21 protein-coding genes and 2 pseudogenes are annotated in these 24,573 nt (G+C 67.1%); 14 read left to right on the top strand and 9 right to left on the bottom strand.

Annotation, left to right across the window (positions count from 1 at the left end; all coding sequences use genetic code 11):
- Positions 1-4: 4 nt before the first annotated feature.
- Positions 5-895, bottom strand: a complete 891-nt coding sequence (locus ACM0PK_RS15085; RefSeq protein ID WP_088497897.1) for a sterol desaturase family protein — start codon at positions 893-895, stop codon at positions 5-7.
- Between the two features lie 103 nt (positions 896-998).
- On the opposite strand from ACM0PK_RS15085, the gene ACM0PK_RS15090 reads away from it, so the two are divergent.
- The 7 genes from ACM0PK_RS15090 to ACM0PK_RS15120 all read left to right on the top strand — a co-directional run bounded on the left by ACM0PK_RS15090 (position 999) and on the right by ACM0PK_RS15120 (position 9,813).
- A complete protein-coding gene (locus ACM0PK_RS15090; RefSeq protein WP_172412164.1) occupies positions 999-1,949 on the top strand; it encodes a LysR family transcriptional regulator in 951 nt (316 codons plus the stop codon).
- Between the two features lie 92 nt (positions 1,950-2,041).
- Positions 2,042-2,692: a DsbA family oxidoreductase gene (locus ACM0PK_RS15095; protein ID WP_061479094.1), complete on the top strand. Its 651-nt coding sequence runs from the start codon at positions 2,042-2,044 to the stop codon at positions 2,690-2,692.
- A 35-nt stretch (positions 2,693-2,727) separates the two neighbouring features.
- The gene (locus ACM0PK_RS15100) at positions 2,728-3,735 is read left to right on the top strand and encodes a cyclase family protein (protein WP_414608101.1); all 1,008 of its coding nucleotides are present in this window, start codon (positions 2,728-2,730) and stop codon (positions 3,733-3,735) included.
- 339 nt (positions 3,736-4,074) lie between these two features.
- Entirely contained in the window at positions 4,075-4,689 is a 615-nt protein-coding gene (gene imuA / locus ACM0PK_RS15105; RefSeq protein WP_072167458.1) for a translesion DNA synthesis-associated protein ImuA, read from the top strand.
- Positions 4,690-4,698: 9 nt separating this feature from the next.
- The gene (locus ACM0PK_RS15110) at positions 4,699-6,108 is read left to right on the top strand and encodes a Y-family DNA polymerase (protein WP_065178507.1); all 1,410 of its coding nucleotides are present in this window, start codon (positions 4,699-4,701) and stop codon (positions 6,106-6,108) included.
- A 6-nt stretch (positions 6,109-6,114) separates the two neighbouring features.
- Positions 6,115-9,225 (top strand): error-prone DNA polymerase, encoded by a 3,111-nt coding sequence (locus ACM0PK_RS15115; RefSeq protein ID WP_072167457.1) that lies wholly within the window; start codon positions 6,115-6,117, stop codon positions 9,223-9,225.
- A gap of 81 nt (positions 9,226-9,306) precedes the next feature.
- Complete coding sequence (locus ACM0PK_RS15120; RefSeq protein ID WP_069138254.1) at positions 9,307-9,813, top strand: hypothetical protein; 507 nt, start codon at positions 9,307-9,309, stop codon at positions 9,811-9,813.
- A 136-nt stretch (positions 9,814-9,949) separates the two neighbouring features.
- On the opposite strand, the gene ptsJ is transcribed toward ACM0PK_RS15120, so the two are convergent.
- Positions 9,950-11,236: a MocR-like B6 salvage transcription factor PtsJ gene (gene ptsJ, locus ACM0PK_RS15125; RefSeq protein ID WP_414608014.1), complete on the bottom strand. Its 1,287-nt coding sequence runs from the start codon at positions 11,234-11,236 to the stop codon at positions 9,950-9,952.
- A 76-nt stretch (positions 11,237-11,312) separates the two neighbouring features.
- Here ptsJ and ACM0PK_RS15130 point away from each other — a divergent pair, with 76 nt between their 5' ends.
- The 7 genes and pseudogenes from ACM0PK_RS15130 to ACM0PK_RS15160 all read left to right on the top strand — a co-directional run bounded on the left by ACM0PK_RS15130 (position 11,313) and on the right by ACM0PK_RS15160 (position 14,830).
- Positions 11,313-12,086 carry a YggS family pyridoxal phosphate-dependent enzyme gene (locus ACM0PK_RS15130; protein WP_065185754.1) on the top strand — a complete coding sequence of 258 codons (774 nt, stop codon included), beginning with the start codon at positions 11,313-11,315 and terminating at the stop codon, positions 12,084-12,086.
- Positions 12,083-12,784, top strand: coding sequence for a glutamine amidotransferase (locus tag ACM0PK_RS15135; RefSeq protein WP_005417093.1), 702 nt, complete (start codon positions 12,083-12,085; stop codon positions 12,782-12,784). Before ACM0PK_RS15130 ends, ACM0PK_RS15135 begins: the two co-directional genes overlap by 4 nt.
- Positions 12,781-13,005, top strand: coding sequence for a hypothetical protein (locus ACM0PK_RS15140; protein WP_005417095.1), 225 nt, complete (start codon positions 12,781-12,783; stop codon positions 13,003-13,005). The genes ACM0PK_RS15135 and ACM0PK_RS15140 overlap by 4 nt, the downstream gene beginning before the upstream one ends.
- A gap of 108 nt (positions 13,006-13,113) precedes the next feature.
- The gene (locus tag ACM0PK_RS15145; RefSeq protein WP_005417100.1) at positions 13,114-13,620 is read left to right on the top strand and encodes a hypothetical protein; all 507 of its coding nucleotides are present in this window, start codon (positions 13,114-13,116) and stop codon (positions 13,618-13,620) included.
- A gap of 125 nt (positions 13,621-13,745) precedes the next feature.
- Positions 13,746-13,952, top strand: a pseudogene (locus tag ACM0PK_RS15150) (RNA polymerase sigma factor); the annotation flags it as partial.
- Position 13,953: 1 nt separating this feature from the next.
- Positions 13,954-14,124: pseudogene (locus ACM0PK_RS15155) on the top strand (ChaN family lipoprotein); the annotation flags it as partial.
- The gene (locus tag ACM0PK_RS15160) at positions 14,117-14,830 is read left to right on the top strand and encodes an energy transducer TonB family protein (protein ID WP_005417103.1); all 714 of its coding nucleotides are present in this window, start codon (positions 14,117-14,119) and stop codon (positions 14,828-14,830) included. The pseudogene ACM0PK_RS15155 and the gene ACM0PK_RS15160, both read left to right, overlap by 8 nt.
- A gap of 216 nt (positions 14,831-15,046) precedes the next feature.
- Here the strand turns inward: ACM0PK_RS15160 and ACM0PK_RS15165 are convergent, their stop codons facing one another.
- The 7 genes from ACM0PK_RS15165 to ACM0PK_RS15195 all read right to left on the bottom strand — a co-directional run bounded on the left by ACM0PK_RS15165 (position 15,047) and on the right by ACM0PK_RS15195 (position 24,484).
- Positions 15,047-15,949, bottom strand: a complete 903-nt coding sequence (locus tag ACM0PK_RS15165) for a cation diffusion facilitator family transporter (protein ID WP_005417104.1) — start codon at positions 15,947-15,949, stop codon at positions 15,047-15,049.
- Between the two features lie 28 nt (positions 15,950-15,977).
- Positions 15,978-18,266: an Orn/Lys/Arg family decarboxylase gene (locus tag ACM0PK_RS15170; RefSeq protein ID WP_414608015.1), complete on the bottom strand. Its 2,289-nt coding sequence runs from the start codon at positions 18,264-18,266 to the stop codon at positions 15,978-15,980.
- A 20-nt stretch (positions 18,267-18,286) separates the two neighbouring features.
- Complete coding sequence (adiC, locus tag ACM0PK_RS15175; protein WP_005410068.1) at positions 18,287-19,639, bottom strand: arginine/agmatine antiporter; 1,353 nt, start codon at positions 19,637-19,639, stop codon at positions 18,287-18,289.
- Between the two features lie 76 nt (positions 19,640-19,715).
- Positions 19,716-21,146 (bottom strand): DcaP family trimeric outer membrane transporter, encoded by a 1,431-nt coding sequence (locus tag ACM0PK_RS15180; protein ID WP_065196105.1) that lies wholly within the window; start codon positions 21,144-21,146, stop codon positions 19,716-19,718.
- A 514-nt stretch (positions 21,147-21,660) separates the two neighbouring features.
- On the bottom strand, positions 21,661-22,500 hold the full coding sequence (dsbG, locus tag ACM0PK_RS15185) for a thiol:disulfide interchange protein DsbG (protein ID WP_053499661.1): 840 nt from the start codon (positions 22,498-22,500) through the stop codon (positions 21,661-21,663).
- Positions 22,501-22,530: 30 nt separating this feature from the next.
- On the bottom strand, positions 22,531-23,334 hold the full coding sequence (locus tag ACM0PK_RS15190) for a redoxin family protein (protein ID WP_032954270.1): 804 nt from the start codon (positions 23,332-23,334) through the stop codon (positions 22,531-22,533).
- Between the two features lie 82 nt (positions 23,335-23,416).
- Positions 23,417-24,484, bottom strand: a complete 1,068-nt coding sequence (locus ACM0PK_RS15195) for a GlxA family transcriptional regulator (RefSeq protein WP_049415382.1) — start codon at positions 24,482-24,484, stop codon at positions 23,417-23,419.
- Positions 24,485-24,573 lie beyond the last annotated feature (89 nt).

Raw genomic sequence — 24,573 nt, forward strand, 5'->3', positions numbered from 1 at the left:
CCGATCACCCGCGCCTGCGCAGGCCTTCGGGCAGCTCCGGCACCTCGCCATGCGGCAGTTCACGAAACGGCGCCAGCAGCTGCCCCGCGTAATCGCGCGGATAGTCCGGTTGGCTGCCGATGCCGAGATCACATTGCTGCAGCCGATAACCGGGCGCATCGAAGGCGGTCCCCAGCAGATGATCCCATGCGGTCAGGAACAGGCCGAAGTTGACGTCACCGGCGGTGCCGTAACGCATGTGATGGAAGCGATGCAGCGGTGCCCACGCCATCACCCGGCCCAGCACACCCGGGCGCATGTCCACGTTGGAGTGCTGCAGCAGCAGCTGGATGGCGATGGCAAACGCCAGCACCGCCGCCACCGGCATCGGTAGGCCCAGCAGCAACAATGGCAGCACACCTCCCACCGCTTCGGCCGCCTGGTGCAGTGGGTGTTTCATCAGCCCGTTGAATCCGTACATGCGGGTCACGCTGTGATGCACCGCATGCAGGCGCCACAACCAGCCGATGCGATGGCTTGCGTAGTGCACCAGGGTGATGCCGAGATCGGCAGCGATGATCGCCACCAGTACCTGCAGCGCGAACGGCCACTGCAGCGGCCAGACCTGCCACGGAATGATCGCCGCCAGCAGCGGCACCGTGGCGATCGACAGCAGGTTCAGGCTCTCGTTGACCAGCGCGTGCAGGGCATCACGCACACGGTCGCCCTGGTCATGGTTGAACGCAGGGTCATACGGCCAGGCGCGCTCAGCGACGAACGAGACCGCAATGGCGATCGCCAGCAGGGCCAGCAGCCACAACGGATCGCCATGGCAGTGGCCGACCCAGACGACGGCAGTGGCAACGAACCCCAGCAGGAACAACGGGGCATACAGGCGCAGGATCCAGTGCTTCATGGGCAACCCGGGAAATGAGGGGCCTGCATGCTGGCGCCACGTGCGGGTTGCCGGCTTGAACAAACGGCGCAACCCTGCCGCACCGCGTTTCCCACATCCACGCATGGCGTGGATCTACAATGGCGCCCTCATCGCGCCCGGGACCGGCATGGATTCCTTCAACCTGATGCGTGCCTTCCGCCGCATCGTCGAACGCGGCGGGCTCGCTCGTGCCGCCGAAGACCTGGGCATGTCGCCCGCCGGGCTCAGCAAACAGCTGCGCACGCTGGAAGCGCATCTGGGCGTGGTACTGCTGCAGCGGACCACGCGGCGCATGAGCCTGACCGAAACCGGCCACGCCTATTACCGCGAATGCTGCCGCCTGCTCGACGAGCTGGAAGCGCTGGAACGTGGCATCGCCGAGCAGCGTGGCGAGGTGACCGGGCGCCTGCGCGTCAATGTGCCGCAGTCGTTCGCGCTGAGCACGCTGTCGCCGCTACTGCCCCGCTTCCTGCAGCAGCATCCGCAGCTGTCGCTGGACCTGGTGATGGAAGACCGCCTGCTCGATGCGGTCGGCGAGGGTTTCGATGTGTCGCTACGATTGCGCGCTGAGCTTGATGACTCACGACTGGTGGCACGCCGGCTGGCCTCGCTGCAGCAGGTGCTGTGCGCGGCGCCGTCCTACCTGCAGCAGCATCCGGCACCCCAGGCAGTAGGCGATCTGCAGGCGCATAGCGTGCTGGCCTACAGCCTGTCCGACTCGCCCGGCAGTTGGCCGCTGCTCGGCCCGGATGGGCAGGTGACGATCACCCTGCCGGCACGCGTGACCGTCAACAACAGCCTGCTATTGCGTGACCTGCTGGTGGCCGGCATGGGCATCGGCGCCCTGCCCTCGTTCCTGGCGGCACCAGCGCTGGCCCGTGGCGAACTGCAGCAGGTGCTGCCCGACCATCGCTATCCGCCGCGCTTCGTGCATGCGGTCTACCCCACCTCGCGCCATCTGCAGCCCAAGGTGCGTGCCTTCATCGACTTCCTGCACGCCGAGCTGCCCGGCTGCGCCGGTCTGGATTCGTAACCGCCAGCGAAAACTGAGCTGCCCGCAGCGTGCTGTTTCGGCCACGCCGCGCTGCCTACTCTGCCGCCTCCCCTCTCACCGATGGCAGGCAGATGTCTTCCGTTCCTTCCCCCGCCACCGCAGCGCCGGTGGTCGATTTCTTCCACGACGTGGTCTGCGGCTGGTGCTTCGTGCTGGCCCCGCGCCTGCAGCAGGTATCGGCCGAACTCGGCATCCAGGTGCGCCACCGCAGCTTCGTGCTGCAGGATTCGCGCGCGCAGATGGTCGAGGTGTTCGGCTCGATGGCGCGCGCCAAGGCGATCATCCTGCGCCACTGGACCGACTGCGCCGCGCATGAAGACACCGCGCGCATCGATATCGAAGGCATGCGCGCACAGGACTTCGAGTATCCCTCCGGCTGGCTCGGCGCACTGGCCTGCCAGGCCGCAGGACTGATCGGTGGCAATGATGCCCATGGCGCGATGTTCGACGCGGTGCAATGGGCACACCTACACCAGCACCGCAACATCGGCGATGCCGAAGTGCTGCTGGATATTGCCGAATCGCTGGGCCATCCACGTGGCGCCTTCGCTGACCACATGCGCAGCGACGCGGTGCGCCAGCGCGTGCAGGCCGATCGCGCCGACGCTGCCGCGCTCGGCATCCGGTCCATCCCCACCGTGATCGGCGGCAACGGCCTGCGCCTGCAGACCCTGCCGCTGCCGCAATTGCGCCAGGCCCTGGCGCCCCTGGTCGCGGCCTGAGCCGCGCCCTCCCCCACCCTGCAAGGAGACTCCCCATGACCCCACGTACCCTGTCCACCGCGCTGGCCCTGCTGCTGGCCGCCACCGCCGCTTCCACCCCCGTGTCCGCACACGAACGCGTTCCCTCCGGCCAGCAGGTCGGCACCAGCCCCTGGGGGCCGAAGGACGAGATCGGCCGCCTCAACCTGATCACCGAAGCCTCGCGCGCCGCGATCCTGTCGCGGGTCAGCGGCGGCAAGGCCTATGACCTGGCCACCGAATACTACGTCGGCATGCCCAGCTGGCAGGATGCCGGCGACCCGCACTACCAGTTCTGGATGACCCACACCCCGCGCGGCACGGTGATGGATGATCCGATGGGCGTGGGCGAAACCGTGAACCTCACCCGCAGCTACACCGGCACCGCGTTCTCGATGTACAGCCACACCGGCACCCACATCGATGCGCTGAACCACTTCGGCATCCACGGGAAGATCTGGAACGGCTTCGAGGCCGACAAGCACCTCGGCGACCGTGGCTGGAATGTCACCGGCATCGAGAAGTTCCCGCCGCTGATCGCGCGTGGCGTGCTGATCGACGTGGCCGCCGCCAAGGGCGTGGACATGCTGCCGGACAGCTACCGCGTCACCCGCCAGGACCTGAAGGATGCGCTGGCACGCCAGAAGGTGAAACTGCAGCAGGGCGACGTGGTGCTGATCCGCACCGGCCGCATGCGCCTGTTCGAGCAGCCCAGGGCCTACATGGCCAACCCGCCGGGCATGGGCCTGGACGCGGCACGCTTCCTGGTCGAGGACGGCGGCGCGATGATCGTCGGTGCCGACAACCTCAGCTTCGAGACCTTCCCTTCGGAGGTGTCCGACGACTACGTGCCGCTGCACACCTACCTGCTGGCACAGCAGGGTGCGCCGATCATCGAGCTGGTGGCGCTGGACGAACTGGCCCGCGACAAGGTCTACGAATTCGCCTTCATCGGCGGCCCGCTGAAGATCCGCGGTGGCGATGCCGCGCCGCTGCGCCCGGTGGCGCTGCCGGTGCGCCCGTAACCAGGGGCATCCCCGGGTAGCGCCGGGCCATGCCGGGTGGGTGCCGACCTTGGTCGGCACCGCGCTTTACCGCTATCCACGCATGGCGTGGATCTACCAGGCTGCGGCATGGATTTGCCGGGGCTCTCTCCAGTAGATCCACGCCATGCGTGGATGCTTTCCCCTTCAGCAACCTGAAACCGGACCCTCCGATTTCATTAGTAATTCTACTTACAACGCGAGTAGCATGTCTGGTCTCAGCCCCTGATACCGGCCCGTCGATACTCGCGCCATGCCCGCCGTTTCCGCCCGTTCCTGCCGCTTCCAGCCCGCCCGGCGCCTCCCCTGGAGGGCTGACTGATGGGTGCCGTCGTCGCCCTCGACCGGCTGCTGGACGGGCGCCAGCTGTGGCGTGGCCCGGCCCGCCAGGGCCCCGCCAGCGACCATCTGGCCAGCGGCCATCCGGCACTGGATGCACGCCTGCCCGGCGGCGGCTGGCCGGCCAGCGGGCTGTGCGAGATACTGCAGGCGGCGCCCGGCGTTGGCGAACTGGCGCTGGTCTGGCCGGCACTGGCCAGGCTGAGCCAGCGCGACCGCCCGATCGTGCTGGTCGCTCCGCCCTATCGCCCGCACGCTCCGGCCTGGGCAGCGGCCGGGCTGGAACTGGCCCAGCTGCAGGTCATCCAGGCCACGCCGAAGCAGGCACTGTGGGCCGCCGAACAGTGCCTGCGCTCTGCGGCCTGCGCGGCGGTACTGTGCTGGCCGCATCAAGCCGACGACCGCGCCCTGCGCCGCCTGCAGGTGGCCGCCGACAGCGGCCAGTGCCTGGGCTTCGTGTTCCGCGAGGCGCAGGCCGCGCGCAATCCTTCCCCGGCCAGCCTGCGCCTGCAGCTCGACCACGGCCAGGTGCGGGTGCTGAAGTGCCGTGGCGGCCTGCCGCCGGCACAACCGTTGCCGCTGGCCATCGCCCACTGAGGACGCGCCATGCACTGGGCCTGCCTGTTGTTGCCGCAGTTGGCGCTGGACAGCGTGCTGCGCCTGCAGCCCGACCCACAGCGGCCATTGGTACTGCTGCAGGGGCCTGCGCAGCGTCGCGTGCTGCGCGCGGTCAGCCCGTCGGCACGTGCAGCAGGGCTGCGCCCGGGCATGCTGCTGTCGGCTGCACAGGTACTGGTGCAGGACATGCACCTGCACGACTACGACCCCAATGCCGAACAGCACACCCGGCAGCTGCTGGCCAGCTGGGCCTATGCCTACAGCTCGCAGGTCAGCCTCGATTTTCCGCATGCGCTGGTGCTGGAAATCGGTGCCAGCCGCGCCCTGTTCGGTGACTGGCTGACGATCCAGCAGCGCCTGCGCAACGAACTGCACGAACTCGGCTTCCGCCATCGCCTGGTGGCCGCGCCTACCCCACATGCCGCGCGCGTGCTGGCCAACGTCCACGATGGCCTCGGCCTTGATGCGCAGCAGCTGCCGGCGGCGCTGGCGCAGCTGCCCCTGGCGCGCTGCGGCCTGCCCAGCGAGGCGGTGACGGTGCTTGGCCGTTCCGGCCTGCGCACGTTGGGCGCGGTGCTCAAGCTGCCGCGCGACAGCCTGGCCCGGCGCTTCGCCCCCGAGGTCCTGCAGCAGCTGGATGCATTGCGCGGGCTGCCCACCGCGCCATTGCGCTACTACCAGCCACCGGACCGTTTCGATGCGCGCATCGAATTCGAATACGAGATCGAATCCAGCCAGGCCCTGCTGTTCCCGCTGCGCCGCCTGCTGCTCGACCTGGCCGCGTTCCTGTGTTCGCGCGATGGCGGCGTGCAGCGCTTCGACCTGCATTTCGAGCATGACCTGTTGCCGGCCAGCGTGCTGACCATCGGCCTGTTGGCGCCCGAACGCGATCCCGCGTTGCTGTTCGAGATCGCGCGCAACCGCATGGAAGCGTTCGCCCTGCCGGCCGGCAGCCGCGCACTGCGCCTACAGGCCGAACAGCTGCCGCCGTTCGTGCCCGCCGCGCGTGACCTGTTCGATACCCGTCCGGCGCAGGCGATGCCGTGGAACCAGCTGCGTGAGCGCCTGCGCGCGCGGCTCGGCGATGACGCCGTGCAGCCGCTGGCAGTGCAGGCCGACCATCGCCCCGAACGCGCCAGCGGCACCCAGCCAGCAGCCAGGCCACCGGCATACTGGCCACTGCGCCCCGGTTGGCTGCTGGACGCTCCACAGCCGCTGCGTGACCCGCGCCTGCGCATCATCGCCGGGCCGGAGCGGATCGAATCGGGCTGGTGGGACCAGGCTGACGCGCGCCGCGACTACTACGTGGTGGAAACCGCGCATGGCCAGCGCGGCTGGGCCTTCCGCGCGCGCAACGATCCGCATGCGCCGTGGATGCTGCACGGCTGGTTCGGCTGAGCCGCCATGCACAGCGAACTGCCCGGCTACGCCGAACTGCACTGCCTGTCGGCCTTCAGTTTCCAGCGCGGTGCTTCGATCGCCGAAGAGTTGTTCGCGCGCGCCGCTGGCCAGGGCTACCGCGCGTTGGCGATCACCGACGAATGCTCGCTGGCCGGCATCGTGCGCGCCTGGCAGGCAGCGAAGACACATGGCGTGGCGCTGATCGTCGGCGCCGAATTCCAGGTCGAGGACGGGCCGAAGCTGGCCCTGCTGTGCACCGACCAGGCCGCCTATGCCGGGCTGTGCCAGTTGATCACGACCTGTCGGCGGCGGGCTGCCAAGGGCGAATACCGCTGCCTGCGCGACGATCTGCTCGGCCTGCCCGACGGTTTGTTGTGCCTGTGGCTGGACCGGCAGCCATCCGCCACCGATCTTGAATTGCTACGCACCGGCTTCGATGATCGGCTGTGGCTGGCGGTGGAACTGCACCGCGAACACGATGATGCACGCCGCCTGCAGCAGCTGCAGGCCTTCGGCGAACGCCACCGCCTGCCCCTGGTCGCCAGTGGCGATGTGCACATGCACGTGCGCCGTCGCCGTGCCCTGCAGGACACACTGACCGCGATCCGCCACCGCTGCAGCGTGGCCGAGGCCGGCTGGCGCCTGTTTCCCAATGGCGAGCGCCACCTGCGCCCGCGTACCGCGCTGGCCCAGCTGTATCCGCCCGAACTGCTGGCTGAAACCCTGCGCATCGCCGATCGCTGCCACTTCACCCTGGAACAGCTGCAGTACACCTATCCGCGCGAGCTGGTGCCCGAAGGACACGATCCGGACAGCTGGCTGCGCGTGCTGGTCGAGCGCGGCATCCGGTGGCGCTGGAAAGGCGGCATCGAAGCGAAGCAACGCACGCAGATCGAGCACGAACTGGCGCTGATCAAGCAGAAGAACTACGCCTCGTATTTCCTCACCGTGCAGGACATCGTGCGCTTTGCGCGCAGCCAGGACATCCTCTGCCAGGGCCGTGGCTCAGCGGCCAACTCGGCGGTGTGCTTCGTGCTGGGCGTGACCGAGATCGACCCGGCACGCAGCAACCTGCTGTTCGAGCGCTTCATCTCCGCCGAGCGCGACGAACCACCGGATATCGACATCGACTTCGAGCACGAGCGTCGCGAGGAGGTGCTGCAGTACGTGTTCAAGCGCTACGGCCGCGAGCGCGCCGCACTGACCGCGGTGGCGATCAGCTACCGTGGCCGCAGCGCGATCCGCGACGTGGCCCGCGCACTGGGCCTGCCGATGGACCAGGTCAACGAACTGGGCGCGGCGATGGACCACTGGGGCGGCAACATCCCGCTGCCGGAAACCCTGCGCGAGCGTGGCTTCGATCCGGACACGCCGTTGATGCGGCGCCTGCTGGCACTCACCGCAGAGCTGATCGATTTTCCGCGCCACCTGTCGCAGCACCCGGGCGGTTTCGTCATCTCCGAGCATCCACTGTCGACCCTGGTACCGGTGGAGAACGCGGCGATGGCCGACCGCACCGTCATCCAGTGGGACAAGGATGACCTGGATGCCACCGGCCTGATGAAGGTCGACTGCCTGGCATTGGGCATGCTCACGGCCATCCGCAAGTGCCTGGCGATGCTGAAACAGCATGGCCTGCACGAAGGGCGCATGGATGCCATCCCGCCCAAGGATGCGAAAACCTTCGACATGATCTGCGCCGCCGATACCATCGGCGTGTTCCAGATCGAATCGCGCGCACAGATGGCGATGCTGCCGCGCATGCAGCCGCGCACGTTCTATGACCTGGTGATCGAAGTGGCGATCGTGCGCCCCGGGCCGATCCAGGGCGACATGGTGCATCCCTACCTGGAGCGGCGGCGGATCCTGCGCGAACAGGGCCCGGAGGCACTGAACGATCCGGACAATCCGCTCTACCCACCGCAGCTGGAACGCGTGTTCGCGCGTACGCTGGGCGTGCCATTGTTCCAGGAACAGGTGATGCAGCTGGCGGTCGAAGCAGCTGGCTACACGCCTGGCCAGGCCGATGCCCTGCGCCGTTCGATGGCCGCCTGGAAACGTCGTGGCGGGCTGGAACCGCATCGCGAGAAGCTGTTGGCCGGCATGCTGGAGAACGGCTTCAGTCGCGAATACGGCGAGCACCTGTTCGAGCAGATCAAGGGCTTCGGCGATTACGGCTTCCCGGAAAGCCACGCCGCCAGCTTCGCCCTGCTGACCTATAACAGCTGCTGGCTGAAATGCCACCACCCGGCCGCATTCACTGCCAGCCTGATCAACAGCCAGCCGCTGGGTTTCTACAGCCCCGACCAGCTGCTGCAGGACGCACGGCGGCATGGCATTACCGTTCTTCCCGTGGACGTACGCCACAGCGACTGGGACTGCACGCTGGACTTCAGCAGGGGGCCGGCGGCGATCCGTCTGGGCCTGCGCCTGATCGATGGCTGCAACGAAGATGCCGTGCAGGCCATCATGCGCGAGCGCGCGCGGCGCCCGTTCGACGACGTCGGCGACCTGTGCCAGCGCACCGCGCTGGACCGCCGCCAGCAGGGCCTGCTGGCCGATGCCGGGGCACTGCGCGGGCTCAGCGGCCATCGCCATCGTGCACGCTGGGATATCTCGGGCGTAGAGAACCGGCTGCCGCTGTTCGACCAGGCCCGTGCCACTGCCGAAGCACGCGTGCCCCTGCCACTGCCCAGCGCCTGGGAGGACATGCAGGCCGACTACCGCAGCACGGGCACCACCCTCGGCCGCCACCCGATCTCGTTCCTGCGCGCGCAGCTGCGCAGTCGTGGCTGCCTGGATGCCGCACAGCTGGCCGGGCACGGCCACGGCCGCCGTGTGCGCATCGCCGGACTGGTGCGCATGCGCCAGCGGCCACAGACCGCCAGTGGCGTTACCTTCCTCACCCTTGAAGACGAGACCGGCATGGTCAACGCCGTGGTCTGGCGCCACCTGGCCGACCGCCAGCACCGGGTGCTGGTCGACACCCAGCTGATGCAGATCGATGGCCGCCTGGAGCGCGTTGATGGCGTGCAGCATGTCATCGTGCAGCGCATGCACTGCCTGGATGAGCTGCTGCAGGGACTGCGCAGCCACAGCCGCGATTTCCACTGACGATACAGATCGTCACACAACGAACTGGCCTTTGCCCGCCGGCATCCGCTATCGTCGGCCTATCCAAGGAAGGACGACCCGATGCCCCGTGTGCTGCTGCTGACCACCTTGGTGGTCTCGACCCTTGCCCTGCTCGTTTCCGGCTGGACCGCCTGGAGCCTGCATCGCAGCCAATCGCCTGAGCGGATCATCGAAGCGCGCGGCCTGGTCATCCACGATGGCACTGGCCAACCACGGCTGATCCTCGGCGCGCCGGTGCCGGACCCCCTCAGCAGGGGCCGCACCCAAGGACCGCGTGCAACCGCGCTGTCCGGCCTGATCCTGCTTGGCCCCGACGGGTCCGAGCGCGGCGGTTATGGCACCAGCGACCGCGGGGGCGAAGCCCTGCTCACTCTGGACGATGCCACCGGCACCACCGAAGTCTTCAAGGTCGTCGCCAATCCGGACCGTGGCGCCAGCCTGATGGTCAAGCACCAGAACAATACCGGCGCCATGCTCACGTCCTGGCAGGGCAAGCCGGAGCTGATGTTCGTCGATGACAGTGGCCAGTCCTACTACGTGCGCCCCGGCGCCAACGCCGCGCCCTGATCTGCTTCTAGCGTCGAGCCATGCTCGACTTTGTTTCGCCCCTGTAGCGCCGAGCCATGCTCGGCTGCTTCTAGCAACAGCAGCCGAGCATGGCTCGGCTCTACAAAGGTGAAGTAGCGTCGAGCATGGCTGGGCGCTATACCCCACACACCGCCGCCAGGTCATCGGCCAGCTGCCGCAGCTGCGCCGCCCCCAGCGCCGCGCAGGTGATGCGCAGGCCATGCCCTGGTGCAGCCACCGCAAACACTTCGCCAGCACGCACATGCCATCCGCGCGCAGCCAGCGCCAGTACCTGTGGATGGCTGTCGGCCGGCAACGGCAGCCACAGGTTCAATCCCTCCATCGGCAACGGCGTCGGCACACCACGCGCGCGCAGCAGTTCCTGTAGCGACTGCAGGCGCTGCTGGTACCGCTCGCCTGCCGAGGCGATCTTCGCCCGCTGCGGCGCCGACGCCAGCACCGAAGTGGCGGCATCCTGCAGCAGATGACTGACCCAGCCGATGCCGGACGCCAACCGCAACCGCAACCGCATCGCGGTCTCGTCATCACAGGCCAGCCAGGCCAGGCGCAGGTCGGGGCCGAGCGGCTTGGACAGCGAACGCAGCAGCGCCCAGCGCCGGCCATCCAGCGGCAGTACCGAGTGGTAGGCCTGCTGCGAGAGCAGTGCGTAGTGGTCATCGATCAGCACCGCCACCTGCGGATAGGCCGCCAGCAGCTGGCGCAACGCCCGTGCCCGCTTCGCATCCAGGCTGGCCCCGGTCGGATTGTGCGCCCGTGGTGTCAACAGCACCGCGCGTGCACCGGCCTCCAGCGCCTGTCGCAGCGATTCGACCTGCATGCCATGCGCATCCATCGTCACCGGCAACGGCGCATGGCCGACGGCATTGAGCACATTGAGGCTACCGAGGAAGCATGGATCCTCCACCGCGATGCGATCGCCCGGCAGCAGCCATGCCGCCAACAGGCGCTCGATGCCATCGACCGCGCCATGGGTCAGCTCCAGCGCGTACCCCTCGGGGCAATCCGCATCCAGCGAGGCGCGTGCCAACGCCTGCAACCTCGGGTCGACCGTGCCCACGCCATACAACCGCGGTGCCGCCGCGGCCAGGCGCAGGCTGGGCAACAGGCGCGGATCCGGGTTGCCACCGGCCAGGTCCTGCAGCGCCAACCCCGGCGTACTGCCCTCGCGCGCCAGCATCGGCGGCAGGCCACGCACCACCGTGCCGCGCCGGCCTGCGGTGCTGGCCAGGCCGGCCGCGTCCAATCGCTTGTAGGCGGCGGCCACGGTGTTGCGATTGACCCCCAACTGATCGGCCAGATCGCGAACCGGCGGCAGCACGCTGCCGGCCGGCAGACGGCCTTTGCCGATGCCATCGCGGATGCTGTCGAAGATCGACTCGGCGCTATGCCCGGTGATTTTCATTTTGTCCTATGCCAAAATAATTCTTGTCCTGTGCCAGTGTATCCCACCCTGGCCGCCCTGCATTGGAGGTGCCCGCATGCCCCTTGCCGCCGCCGACTGGCCCGTCGCCCAGTCTGTTGAACAGATCGCCGCCAACCTGGTCACGGTGCGCCAACGCATCGCCGATGCGTGTGCCCGCGTCGGCCGGGACCCGGCCAGCGTGCGCCTGCTGCCGGTCAGCAAGACCGTCGATGACGCCCGCATCCGCATGGCGGTGGCCGCCGGTTGCCGCGAGCTGGGCGAGAACAAGGTGCAGGAGGCGCAACGCAAGGCCGAGACGATGGCCGATCTGGGCGTGCACTGGTCGGTGATCGGGCATCTGCAGACCAACAAGGCGCGCTACGTGGCGCGCTTCGCCAGCGAGTTCCAGGCGCTTGACAGCCTGCGCGTGGCCGAAGCGCTGCAGCAGCGCCTGCAGCTGGAAGACCGCACGCTGGATGTTTTCGTGCAGGTCAACACCTCCGCCGAACCCAGCAAGTACGGACTGGAACCCGCTGCCGTCGAGGCATTCGTGCAGCAGCTGCCAGTCTTCGACCGGCTACGCGTGCGTGGCCTGATGACTCTGGCCATCTTCACTCCCGAAGTCGAACGTGTGCGCGCGTGCTTCGTGCGCCTGCGCGAACTGCGCGAGCAGCTGCAGCGTACCGCCCCACCCGGCATCGACCTGTCGCAGCTGTCGATGGGCATGTCCGGCGACTTCGAAGTGGCCATCGAGGAAGGCGCCACCGTGGTCCGTGTCGGCCAGGCCATCTTCGGCGCACGCGCCACCCCGGACAGTTTCTACTGGCCCAGCAATGGAGCCCCGGCATGAAGCACGCGGTTGTCCTGCAACACGTTGCCTTCGAGGACCTTGGCACCCTGCAACCGTTGCTGCTGGCCCAGAGCTGGCAGCTGCAGGTGCTGCAGGCGGGTGTAGATGCACTCGATCCGGCCGAAGCGGCTGACCTGCTGGTGGTGCTGGGTGGCCCGATCAGCGTCAACGATGTTGATGTTTACCCGTTCCTCAACGATAGCATCGCGCTGTTGCAAGGGCGTTTGCAGCAGCAGCGGCCCACGCTGGGCATCTGCCTGGGCGCGCAGCTGATGGCACGTGCACTCGGTGCCGATGTCGCCGCCAGTGGTGGCAAGGAGATCGGCTTTGCGCCACTGCTGCTCACCGATGACGGTCAGCGCTCGCCACTGCAGGCCCTGCAGGGCATTCCGGTACTGCATTGGCATGGCGAGGCGTTCGAACTCCCAGCGGGTGCACGCCGCCTGGCCAGCACGCCGGCCTGCCGCCACCAGGCCTTTGCCATCGGTAACCATGCGTTGGCACTGCAATGCCATCCGGAGCTGGACGCGCGCCAGTTCGAGCGCTGGCTGATCGGTCACACCCTGGAACTGGCGCAGGCCGGCATCGATCCGAACGACCTGCGCACGCAGGCGCGTCGCTATGGCGCGCCACTGGCCGCGGCCGCCACCGCGATGTTCGACCATTGGCTGCAGGACCTGCCGGAGCTACCGCGATGAACTACCGATTGCAGATCCACCGCGATGGCGCCTACTGGGGCCACTTCGACTGCAGCGGCCCCGATGCCATGCAACGCATGGACGCCATCGCCGCACAGCTGCCTGCAGACCAGGGCTTCCAGCTGAAACGGCAGAAAGGCATCGGCGAAGAGCGCATCCTGTCCAGCAATGCCGATGGCCTGCGCGTACTGGCTTCGCAGATCCAGTACCGCGACCTCTGACGATCGTCACGGTAGTGCCGGCCGCTGGCCGGCACCTGACGGGCAACAGATTTGCCGGCCAGCGGCCGGCACTACCCCGGCTGTTCGCCCGCGTGCGAAGCTTCACCCATGCTGACCCTGCAACGCGGCAGCCACCACGGACTGCTCATCGCACCGCGCTGGCCCTCTACCCGCATCCAGCTGGAAGAAGAAGTGCTGCAACGTTTGCTCGACGCGCAGGCATTGCTGCCTGCCGGGCTGGGCCTGCTCGTCACGCGCGGCTTCGAACCCAGCCACAGCCGGCTCGGCGGCTTCCGTCGTGGCGTGCGTTGGCTCGGCATCGCGGTGTTCCGCGCCTGCTATCCGCAGCGCCATGATGAAGTCGATGCCATCTTCGGCGCCAACGGCCACGACATCGATGGCCGTCATATCGATGTCTCAGTGGTATTGCACGGCAAGCGGCTGCGGCTGCTGCCACTGGGCGTGTTCACCCCGCCGCGCTGGCAGCAGCGTCGCACCGCCCGCCATGCCGAAGCGATCGCCCGGGTGAAGCGCAGCCTCCAGCACTGCGGTTTCGAGCTGCATCACAACCCCACCGAAGCCCTGCAGATCCACTGCGACTTTCGTCCGCGCTGACCTCGCAGTCGGCCACGCATGCCGCGCCTCGCGCCCATGGATGCAAATGATTCTCTTTTGCTGTAAGGTGTAGCCGCTGCCCTTGCCGCCGCGGGCTGTTCCCTTTCCCAGTTGTCGCCCGCCCCGTGTCCACGCCTGTCGAACCGACGGATGTCGCGCAGCTGTGCGCGGCCCACTACCAGCCGCTGCACGCCCATGTCCGCCGTAAGCTCCCGCAACGCAGCGACGCCGATGATGTCGTCCAGGAGACCTGGCTGCGCGTCGTCAGAATCGCCGCCAGTGGCCTGCTGAGCAATGGCCGCGCCTACCTGTACCGCGTCGCCCACAACCTGAGCCGCGGCACCCGCGCTGCTGGTGGCCGGTCGCTGGCATGTACTGCGCGGTACTGGCATGCCGGGCTACCTGCCAGCGGGCACACCAGCGCTGGTGATCGCGCTCGCTTCAGTCGGTGCATCCGTCGATGCGACCGACGCCGACCTGCTATGGGTGCTGGACGATGAGTGAGCGCGGCCAACACTGGCAGGCGATCGCCATCAGCATCGGGCTTCACCTGTTGCCCCTGCTGCTGTTGGTGCACTGGGTGGCCGCGCCGCCATTGCTGCCGCCGCCCGAGCAGGACGTGCGCATCAGCCTGCGCCTGCTGGCACCGGCGACGCCGCCGCAGCCAGTGGAAGAACGCCAGGCCGACACCCCCAGCCAGGCGCAGCAGGCGCGCGCATCCCAACCCACGAAGTCGCCCCCTCCACCGAAGCCCACCGCCGCACGCGAGGGCGAAGTGGCCGCCAGCGAACGCAGTGGCGCTGGCCGGCAAGCCCTGCCGGTCGCCCCGCCTGCGGCCGCGACCGATGCAAGTCCCGCACCGGCATCGATCACGGCCGCGCCGCCCGCTCCCGACGCCCCACCGGCGGACTTCCAGGCCGGCGCCGCCAGCGACCAGTGGGAAGCCCGCCTGATGGCGCGGCTGGAGCGCTATCGCTACTACCCTGCTGCGGCCCGCTCACGGCGCCAGCAGGGCACTGCCTGGGTCAGGGCCAGCATCGATCGCCAGGGACGCCTGCTGGCCCTGCGGTTGGAGCAGTCCAGTGGCCAGCCGATGCTTGACGGCGCCGCACTGCAGACCTTCCGCCGCGCGCAGCCGCTGCCGCCCATTCCCGATGAACTGAAGGCACCACAGGAACTGGTGGTGCCGGTGGAGTACTACCTGCGCTAGGCGTTGTGGAACTGTGCTGCAGTCTGCAACCTCAACCCAGGTTCAGGTCAAACACATCCGGCGCAACAGAGCAGTCCGCCGTGTGCAACGATCGCAGCGTGCTGTATCGCCGGGCCCATGCCCGGCTGCTCCATGCGAACGGCAGCCGAGCATGGGCTCGGCTCTACAGGGGAACAGAACCTGGCCGGGCGAGGCCCCGGCGCGAAAGAGGCAGGGCTACGTCCACGCCGGATCCGCAGTGAAATCGATGGTCAACCAGAACGTGCTGCCCCGCGCATCCAGCCGCACGGCGATCTCATCGCGCATCGCATCGACCTCGCCCACCGAGCCCAATGGCGTACCGGGGTCTGCCAGCACATGGATCTCGATGAAGCGCATCCGCCCCATCTTCGCCACGTGGCTGGTGAAACCGGCATAGCCACGCTCGGACACGAATGCCTGCATTACCTGCTGCACGCGCCGGTCCAGGTCATCCGGCGCCACCTGCAGCACTTCGCGCATGGCCTTCCATGCACTGCGCGCCGGCACTGGCAGTACCGCCAGGCTGATCAACGCCAGCACGATCGAATCCAGGTACGGGACCCAGTGGTGCCACTTGCCGCCATGCAGGACAAGGGCCAGCACGAAGGCCAGCACCACCGCCAGGCTCATCAATCCACCCAGCAGCCAGCCTCTTACATCCAGCCACAACAACGCCGAGCGCAGGCGCCGCGCACGCTGCGCGACGAACGTCGCCATTGCCAGGTTGCAGGCACTCAGCAGCGCCGCCCACCACAGCGCGGGCCCGAATTTCACTTCGTGCCCGCCCGTGGTCAAGCCGATGACCGCGTTGGCCAGCGCGTACACGCAGGCCAGCGACAGGATCACCCCACCGAGTGCCTCGACCATCGGCTCCAGGTGCCAATAGCCATACTGGAAGCGCGGGCTCTGCTCCCGCGCCACCAGCCGCAGTACCGACAACGAAACCAGAGTCAAGGCAACGTCGACCAGGCTGTACACGCCGTCGAACAGGATGGCCTGCGATCCCACCAGCAGGCCACCGATGAAGCCGACCGCGCTCACCGCGATGGTCACCCCGATGGAGAACTTCAGGATGCGTTGCTCGCGCGCGGTATCCATCGCTCGCCGAAGGGCCGACCGTCCCCGGTCAGGCCTTCAGCACCTCCACCCTGTACGAGGTCACATCGCCATCGTGCTCGATGATGAGCCCGTGCACATCCGACTCGAAGCCCGGGAAACGCGCATTCTGTTCACGGGCAATACGCAGTGACTGGATGATCGGCTCGTCGCTGTCGCCGAATCGCTCGCCCGGCATGATGGTCGGAATGCCCGGCGGATACGGCACCAGCATGGTCGCCGCAACGCGACCACTGAGCTGCTCGATGTCGACCCGCTCGATCTTGCCCTTCACCAGGTGGTTGTAGGCATCGGCCGGGGTCATCACCGGCGTTGGCAGATCCACGTACATCTCGCGCATCACCTTGGCGACCTCGAATTCCTGGTTGAACGCGTGCAATGCATCGCACAGGTCACGCAGTCCCCAGCCAGCGTAGGCAATCGGATAGTCCGCCGCCAGCGTCGGCAATGCCTGGCTCAACGGCGCGTTGCAGTCGTACAGCTCCTTGAAGGCCATCAGCTCGGTGACCAGCGTGCTCCACTTGCCCTTGGTGATGCCCATCGAGAACAGGAACAGCACCGAATACAGGTTGGTCTTCTCCACAGTGATGCCGCGGCCCCACAGGAACTTGCTCAGCACCGCCGCCGGAATGCCCAGCTTGCCCATGCTGCCGTCCATCGCCAGGCCCGGGGTCAGCAGGGTCACTTTGATCGGGTCGATCAGCACGTAGTCATCGACCAGATTCTCGAAGCCGTGCCAGTGCGCATCCGGCTGCAGGTACCACTCCTCGCGCTTGGCCACCAGCGGAGCCGGCGTATCGCCCTTGTCCAGGCTGCGCTCGACCTTGGTCGGCTGCCAGACACTGAACCACCAATCGTCGCGCCCGAGGTCGTCACGCACGTGCAGCATCGCGCGGCGGAAGGCGATCGCCTCGTCATGCATTTCCTGCACCAGCGAACGGCCGGCCTCGCCCTCCATCATTTTCGAGGCCACGTCACAGGCCGCGATCACCCCATAATGCGGGCTGGTCGAGGTGTGCATCATGAACGACTCGTTGAAGCGCTCGGCATCCAGGTCGCGCTGCGCCGAGTTGCGTACGTGGATCATCGACGCCTGCGAGAACGCGGCCAGCAGCTTGTGGGTGGAATGCGTGGTGAAGATGATCGCATCCTGCTCGCGCGGCTTGCCCTTGGCCATGCCGTAGTGGTTCTCATAGAACGGATGGAACGCGGCGTAGGCGTACCAGGCTTCGTCGAAGTGCAGGAAGTCGACCGCGCTGCCGATTTCGTCGGCGATCTTCTCGGCGTTGTAGCACAGGCCGTCGTAGGTCGAGTTGGTCACCACCGCAATGCGCGGCTTGGAACCGGCCTTGTAGGCCTGGCTGGCCAGCGGGTTGGCGGCGATGCGCTGCTGCAGCGATTCCGGTGTGAACTGATCCAGGCTGATCGGGCCGATGATGCCGTGTGCGTTGCGGCTTGGGGTGAAGTACACCGGCACCGCGCCGGTCATGATCAGCGCGTGCAGCAGCGACTTGTGGCAGTTGCGGTCGACGAACACCACGTCGCCGCGGGCCACCGTGCCATGCCAGACGATCTTGTTGGCGGTGGAGGTCCCATTGGTGACGAAGAAGGTATGGTCGGCACCGAAGTTGCGCGCCGCCTCTTCCTCGGCATCCTTGATCGGGCCGGTGTGATCCAGCAGTGAGCCCAGCTCCGGCACCGAGATCGACAGATCGCTGCGCAGGGTGTTCTCACCGTAGAACTGGTGGAACGCACGGCCGACCGGCGACTTGGTGAATGCCACGCCGCCTGCATGGCCCGGCGTATGCCAGGAGTAGTTCGACTCTGCCGCATGATGGATCAGCGCCTTGAAGAACGGCGGCAAGAGATTCTTCATGTAGTCTTCGGCCGCGCGCATCACCTGCCGCGAGATGAAGCTCTTGGTGTCTTCAAACAGGAAGATGAAGCCGTGGATGTACTTGAGCAGCTTGCTCGGCACCTTTTCGATGGTGCGGCGCTCGCCGTACAGGAACACCGGCAGGTTGGCGCGGCGCGCACTCTGCTCGCGCAGGAAGGCGGTGAGGCGTTGGAACTCGCCATCCACCTCTTCGCTGCCATCGATCGAGATCAGCACCGCCGAGGCCGCCACGTAGGTACGGGCTCCGGCGCGCGCATCATCCAGGTTCAGCCCGCACAGCACCCGCTGGTCGTTGCTGCGCAGCTCTTCCACCAGGGCGCGGATCAGGATGCCGCCGATGCGCGGCGACTCGTAGTCGTTGTCGATGACAATGACCGGGTAGTCCAGGGACTTGAAGTACACGTTGATTCTCCTTGTCGAACTCAGGAACGCTGGGCGCCGGCGCTGATGGCCGATGCCTCGCGGGCGCGCTGCCGCTGCTGACGGCGCTCCTCGCTGAAGAAGGGATAGAACACGGTGATGAACAGCACGAACAGGAAGGCGTACTGCACGATGGTTCCCGACGAGCCGTAGATCGCCCACAGGCAGTACACGACGGTCAGGCTGGTGAGGGTCCAGAACGCACCGGTATGGACCAGGGTGTGCGAACGCTCGACCACGAAGTAGCAGGCCACGCACGAGTAGATGTAGGGCAGCAGGGTCAGCACCACGGCCGCCGACGTGATCACGTCGAACTGGGCCGACGCGGTTTCCGAGGTGGACGTCACCAGCACCGCCAGGGTCATCAGCACCGCCACGATCAGCACGCCCTTGACCGGCACGTCGTCCTTGTTGGTCTTGCTGAAGATGCTCGGGAACAGGCCATCATCCGAGGCCGCCTTGGCACTCTGCGCGGTCAGCAGGATCCAGCCGCCCAGCGAACCGGCGGCGCCGATGAAGGCGCACAGGCTGACCAGCGCGCCGCCCCAGCCGCCGACCGCCTTGGCCGCCGCCAGCGCGAACGGCGCGTCGGAGGTCTGCAGCTCGCCATTGGGCACCATGCCCATGATCACTGAGGAACTGGCGATGTAGGCGATGGCAGCCAGGAACACACCGGCCAGAGTGGCACGGGCCACGTTCTTCTCCGGGTTCTCGACCACGCCAGCCGTGACCGAAGCCGATTCGACACCGATGAAAGCCCACAGGGTCAGTGCCGCGGCACTGGAGATCGCACCGAAGTTGGACTCACCGGACACGTTGTAGGCGCCCTTGAAAATGTCGGCATCGAAGAAGAACCAGCCGAAAATGGCGATGCCCAGGATCGGCACCAGCGCGAAACTGGTGGTGACCGTCTGCACACGGCTGACGAAGGCCGGGCCGATCACGTTGGCAAAGCTCAGCGCCCACACCAGGATCAGCACCGCGATGCAGCGCACCAGCGGCTCGGACAGGATCGGGAAGAAGTAGCTGAAGTAGCCCACCGCGGCAATCGGTATGGCAACGTTGCCGATCCAGTTGGCGAACCAGTAGATGGTATTGGTCTGGAAGCCCATGTAAGGCCCGAACCAGTCACGCGCATAGGCATACGGACCGCCCGCCTTCGGCGCCAGCTTGCCCAGCTTGGCGAATACGAAGGCCAGCAACAGCGCACCGGCCGTGGTGATCAGCCAGCCCCAGATCGATGCGGTACCGATCTTGGCCAGGCTGGACGGCAACAGGAACACGCCTGAGCCCATCATGTTGCCGGCGACGAGGAAGGTGGCTCCGACCACCCCGATTTTCTTTGCTTCTGCCATGACAATCTCCTGTACTGGCATGAGCCCGGTGCGGCCGGGCGTGGGGACGGTTGCGCTGGCGTAACGCCGCTGGCGCTTATTTGATGAAGTTGTATTGCAGGCTGCCCTGCACCCGGACCGTGTCGCCGCGCGCGCCGCCCTGCTGTTCCAGGCGGCCGTACAGCAGCTCCATGCCCATCGTCCACGACGGCGCCGGGCTCCAGATCAGGTTGAACACGCCGTATCGGCTCTGCCGGAAGGCGTCGGCAGCGAGTGCCGCGTTCCGCTCCAGGGTCAGCTGGCCGAAGATCAGGTTCGAACGCCATAGCTCGGACCAGTAATGCGTGTAGCCGACGAAGCCGCCGTGCAGGTCCAGCGCGTCGAGACGGCCATCGGCACCGACCACCGCGTCCAGCCCGGAGCCGGTCAGGTCCGCGGTGTAGCGGCTGAGGCCGCGCCCGCCGAGCGCGCCGAACAGCAACAGATCGCGCTCGCCTACCGATGCCGAGCCACTGAACTGCAGGCCGCCGGCCATGCGCCGGTCGCGCTCGCCCTCACCGTCATAGGCCAGGCTGCGCGCCACCGCGCCCAGCTGAAGATGGCCCCAGTCACGCTCCATGCGTGCGGTCACGGTCACATCCGGCAGCCGGTTCACTGCGGCCCGTTCATCACTGGCACCGGCCAGTTCGGTCTTGGGGTCTTCGGCGGCCAGCGTCAGGGTGTTGCCCTTGCCCATCGCGAAGCTGTGGTGGATGCCGGCCACCAGCAGATAGCCGGCGCCGCCGGGACCGGCGAAGTCGAGCGTGTCGGGCAGGCTGTCCGGGTCCATGAAACTGGAGTAACCGTAGCCGGCATAGGTATTGCCAAGCTGGCCATACGCGTGGCGCAGGCGGAACGCGTAGCCATCGCTGCTGCCGAAGAAATCATTCTCCAGGTAGAAGCGCAGGTTGCCGTGCGTGGTCGGGCGCCGCGCCTCGAAGCTGAAGCGGGTCTGCTTGGCGTGGATGTTGAAATTGGAAACATCGCGATGGCTGCCGCCCACCGGCATCGACGAAGGGATGAACTGATCCTCGTCACCGGCCGCACGCGAATCTGCAATCGCATCGAGCTTGGCATAGCCGCCAATGCGGATCACCGTGTCAGTACCTGGAATGGCAAAGAAGCCCTTCAGATCCGGGTCGGTCGGCCCAGCAGCGCTGTCGGGACGCGAGGCCGCCGTTGAGGGATCGGCCACCGATTCGCGCTGCGGCAGCACCGGTTGCGCCACACCCGGCACCTGGGTGGGATGCAGCAGGTTGGCGCTGCTGCCAGGTGGTGTCACCGGCGCCGCTACCTGCGCAGCGGCCGCGACAGCGCCCTCGCGTTGTTCGAGCTGATCCAGGCGCTTCTGCATGCCCTCCAGTGCCTGCCGCATGGCAGCGATTTCCTGGCGCAATGCGTGCGCATCCTCCTGGCCATTCTGCTGCGCATATGCTGGCGTGACCGCCAGCGCGGTCAGGCAGGCCAGACTCAGTACCGCAAAGCGCATTGCATCCTCCCTGGACGAACATTCGCAGCGCACTGACGGCGCGCGCGCAGGCGCAGCTCCGACGTTGCGTTGCCGTTGCTGGAAATGCGGGTACTGCGTCGACGACACCGGCCAGCCTGCGCGTGGCAGGCAACAGGACGATGACACTGCCCCGCCCGTACCGATATCGACGCCATCAGGGCCGCACTGCCGGAGAGGTGGCGACCGCAGCAGTCTGGGTAACAACCAGGGAGTGAGAACGTCGTGAATGGCTGTGCCGACTGCCCCGGTTCAGGGCGTGTCAGGCGCGGCATCCCTGGCGCGTTGACGCTGTATTCCATGCGTCACAGGCTAATCCGCCTGTCGTTTTTGGCCTTGATTGGAATCAAGGCGCGATGCTTGATGTCAGTCACGATTCAGACGTGACGACGAACAGGTGGTGCGCAGCCTGCATCACCCGCACAAGTGACGAAACGCAACAGGCCCGCATGCTGCCATGCGGGCCTGTGGTGTCGCATCACGACATGGGTGCCGATCAGCGTGGGCCCAGCACCGTCTGCAGGTCAGCGCCCTGTGGCAGGCCGGCGCGACGCTGCACCTGGCCCTGTGCATCCTGGAACAGGATGCCCGGCGTGCCCTGGAAGCCCATTTCAATCATCAGCACCTGGTTGGCGTCGAGCTTGGCGGCGATCTCGCGGCTGATGCTCGGCAGGGCCTTGATGCCACCACGGTCGAACTGGTGTTCGTTTTCCAGCAAGGCCGCACTCGGGTCACGCGCAGACAGGATGGCCGCAGCCTTGGCCGGGCTGTCCTCGCGAATCACCCCGACCATGATGTGGCGCAACTGCACCTTGCCGGCGTCGACCCACGGACGCGCCGCTTCCCAGAACTTGTGGCAGTACGGGCAGTTGGCATCACTGAAGGTATAGACCACGCGCGGCGCATCGGCCTTGCCGTCACGCACCCAGGCACTGGCCTCCAGCTTGGTCCACATCTTGGCCGACATCGGTGCTGCGACCAGCTTCTCCACCGCCTCGGCGGCCACGTCGTTGCCCTCGGCATCGAACAGGCTGCCTACCAGCACATGCTTGCCGTCGGCGGTGACATAGGCTGCGGCCGGCTGCTGCCCGCCCACCACGCCAGCGAATCCACGCAGGCCACCCGGTGCATCGAACTCGGCAACGACTTCAAAACCGTGCTTCTCGATGCCTTTCAGCACTGCGGGGCGCTCGCCCTTGGCCGCTGGGGCTTGAGCGCTCGCTGCCGGCGCGGCCGCCTTGCCCGGCGGGGTCTGGGCCTGGCTGCAGGCGGCCAATGCCAGCATGACCGGCAGCAACAGCACCGCCGGAGCGATGCGCAGGGAAGTCGACAACATGGGAACTCCGTAGTGAGATGCCCGCGCAGGCTACCGCAGCCGGCGCAGTTTGTGTTCAAGACCCGCCGCCGTCAGTTCGCCAAGGTGCAGTTCACGCAGGCGGCCTTCGGCGTCGAAGAACAGCGTCGACGGATAGGCCTGTACACCCAGCACGGTTGACGCCGACGCGGTATCGTCCAGCAATACGTTGCCCAGCCAGAGCTGTTCGGATGCGATGAAACCCTTCACTTCGTCCAGGGTTTCCCCCTGGTTGAGGAACACGAACTGCACGTCAGTGTGGGTCTGCTGTGCGGATGCCAGTACCGGCATCTCGCGACGGCAGGGACCACACCAGCTGGCCCAGAGATTCAGCACCACCGGTTTGCCACGGAACTGCTGCAGATCGATCCTGCGCCCCTGCAGATCGGCCACCTGTACCGCCGGCAGCGGCATCCGCTGCTCCTGCCATGTTGCCAGCAGGTGGCTGCCCGCCGCCCACAGCACCACACCCACCAGCGCCCCCGCCAACACCGGCGCACGTAACGCGCGCCACAACCGCAGCCGCCAGGTGCCCCACGCCAGGCCCGCAACCAGCACGACTGCAAGGTGATACCCACCGTCGGCGATCTGCAGGATGCTCCAGGGGGCCTCACGGTAGAGCGCGAAGTTCAAGGCCACGAAGCTGATGCGTCCACACAGCAGGCCGATCAGCAACATGTCCAGGACCAGGCTGGCCCCGGAAGGCACTGCCATCCCGTCCTTCGGCCGCGGCCACAGGTGTGCCACCGCCATGGCCAGCAGCACGCACATCAGGATCAGCACCACCGGCATCGGCACCGGTCCAACACTCGACATCAACCCACCTGTCCCATCATCTCGTTGCCTGCATGGTCAAAGCGTCGCGCCCAGGTTGCAAGTGCGACGCCCAACGCCGGCTTCAGGCCGCGCTGCGCGGCATCTGCATGCCAGGCGCCGGTTGCAGCCCGCGCAGGCTGCCCGCCACCGACGACAACAGCGGTCGTTCGCGCCGATTGTTGTTGACCTGCCGGCGATAGTTGGCCGGCGTCATTCCGACAATGCGCAGGAACAGGCGGCGGAATGCGCTCTGGTCTGCATAGCCCACGCCCCAGGCCACTTCATCGATACCCGCCCCCTGCTGCAGCAATGTCTGCGCCTTGGCGATACGCAACCGCTGGCAATACTCGATCGGACGCAGGCCGGTGGCCTTCAGGAAGCGCCGCTGCAGAGTCCGCGGTTCCAGTCCGGAAACCTCGCAGATCGCTCCGAGCGTGGCCCCACGCGCAGCGGTGGTATGCAGCCAGCGTTGCGCCTTCAGTACGTCGCGATCGCCGTGGGCGAAGTTGGCACTGAAACGCTCCAGATCCTGCTGGATCGCCGCGGGCACCGTGATCCCCAACTGCTGCGCCACGGAACTCGCTACGCCCTGGCCGTGCAGCCGGTACAGCAGCCGCAGGGCGAGGAAGCGCCAGGCCTGGGAACCGGCCACTGTCAGCAGATCACCGTCGTCGACCAGCGCGCGCTCACTGGGCACCCAGCTGGCCGACTGCCCCTGCAGGCCCGGATGGCGCCCGAGGTCCGGCCCACTGACGGTGCGCCCGGCAAGCAGACCCGCGCGTGCCAGCATGCTGACACCATCGCTGGCAGCTGCCAGCAGACTGCCGCCATCGTAATGCGCGCGCAGCCAATCCAGCAGGACCTCATCGGCGCGCAGGCAGACGCCTTGACTGATCTGGCCAGGCACGGCGATCACGGCGGGAATGTCCGCCTCGAGCATCTCCGCGCCGGCAATGCGATGCACGCCGGTCTGGCTGGCTGGCACGACCCAGCGGGTCACCAGGACACGCTTGAACGGGCGACGCTGCTGCTGGGCAAGCCGGTTGGCGACATGTGCCATTTCGGTCAGCACAGAGGCGGCCGACGGGTCGCCTCCCGGGTACTCGACCACCGCGACCTCTACGAATCCTTCGTTCCTGAATCCTTCCACAGAGCATCTCCTCGGTTCGTTGCGGGCCATCCAGCGGCCGGTTCAGGCGCAGGGTAGGAACTGCCACGACGGCGGGGCTATGAAGAAAG

The sequence above is a fragment of the Stenotrophomonas sp. FR010 genome (assembly GCF_047520755.2).
Taxonomy (GTDB): Bacteria; Pseudomonadota; Gammaproteobacteria; order Xanthomonadales; family Xanthomonadaceae; genus Stenotrophomonas; species Stenotrophomonas sepilia.

What these genes read in the sequence shown, in the direction of transcription:
- ACM0PK_RS15085 (WP_088497897.1), bottom strand. Translation starts at nt 895, where the DNA reads ATGAAGCACTGGATCCTGCGCCTGTATGCCCCGTTGTTCCTGCTGGGG.
- ACM0PK_RS15090 (WP_172412164.1), top strand. Translation starts at nt 999, where the DNA reads ATGGCGTGGATCTACAATGGCGCCCTCATCGCGCCCGGGACCGGCATG.
- ACM0PK_RS15095 (WP_061479094.1), top strand. Translation starts at nt 2,042, where the DNA reads ATGTCTTCCGTTCCTTCCCCCGCCACCGCAGCGCCGGTGGTCGATTTC.
- ACM0PK_RS15100 (WP_414608101.1), top strand. Translation starts at nt 2,728, where the DNA reads ATGACCCCACGTACCCTGTCCACCGCGCTGGCCCTGCTGCTGGCCGCC.
- imuA (WP_072167458.1), top strand. Translation starts at nt 4,075, where the DNA reads ATGGGTGCCGTCGTCGCCCTCGACCGGCTGCTGGACGGGCGCCAGCTG.
- ACM0PK_RS15110 (WP_065178507.1), top strand. Translation starts at nt 4,699, where the DNA reads ATGCACTGGGCCTGCCTGTTGTTGCCGCAGTTGGCGCTGGACAGCGTG.
- ACM0PK_RS15115 (WP_072167457.1), top strand. Translation starts at nt 6,115, where the DNA reads ATGCACAGCGAACTGCCCGGCTACGCCGAACTGCACTGCCTGTCGGCC.
- ACM0PK_RS15120 (WP_069138254.1), top strand. Translation starts at nt 9,307, where the DNA reads ATGCCCCGTGTGCTGCTGCTGACCACCTTGGTGGTCTCGACCCTTGCC.
- ptsJ (WP_414608014.1), bottom strand. Translation starts at nt 11,236, where the DNA reads ATGAAAATCACCGGGCATAGCGCCGAGTCGATCTTCGACAGCATCCGC.
- ACM0PK_RS15130 (WP_065185754.1), top strand. Translation starts at nt 11,313, where the DNA reads ATGCCCCTTGCCGCCGCCGACTGGCCCGTCGCCCAGTCTGTTGAACAG.
- ACM0PK_RS15135 (WP_005417093.1), top strand. Translation starts at nt 12,083, where the DNA reads ATGAAGCACGCGGTTGTCCTGCAACACGTTGCCTTCGAGGACCTTGGC.
- ACM0PK_RS15140 (WP_005417095.1), top strand. Translation starts at nt 12,781, where the DNA reads ATGAACTACCGATTGCAGATCCACCGCGATGGCGCCTACTGGGGCCAC.
- ACM0PK_RS15145 (WP_005417100.1), top strand. Translation starts at nt 13,114, where the DNA reads ATGCTGACCCTGCAACGCGGCAGCCACCACGGACTGCTCATCGCACCG.
- ACM0PK_RS15160 (WP_005417103.1), top strand. Translation starts at nt 14,117, where the DNA reads ATGAGTGAGCGCGGCCAACACTGGCAGGCGATCGCCATCAGCATCGGG.
- ACM0PK_RS15165 (WP_005417104.1), bottom strand. Translation starts at nt 15,949, where the DNA reads ATGGATACCGCGCGCGAGCAACGCATCCTGAAGTTCTCCATCGGGGTG.
- adiC (WP_005410068.1), bottom strand. Translation starts at nt 19,639, where the DNA reads ATGGCAGAAGCAAAGAAAATCGGGGTGGTCGGAGCCACCTTCCTCGTC.
- ACM0PK_RS15180 (WP_065196105.1), bottom strand. Translation starts at nt 21,146, where the DNA reads ATGCGCTTTGCGGTACTGAGTCTGGCCTGCCTGACCGCGCTGGCGGTC.
- dsbG (WP_053499661.1), bottom strand. Translation starts at nt 22,500, where the DNA reads ATGTTGTCGACTTCCCTGCGCATCGCTCCGGCGGTGCTGTTGCTGCCG.
- ACM0PK_RS15190 (WP_032954270.1), bottom strand. Translation starts at nt 23,334, where the DNA reads ATGTCGAGTGTTGGACCGGTGCCGATGCCGGTGGTGCTGATCCTGATG.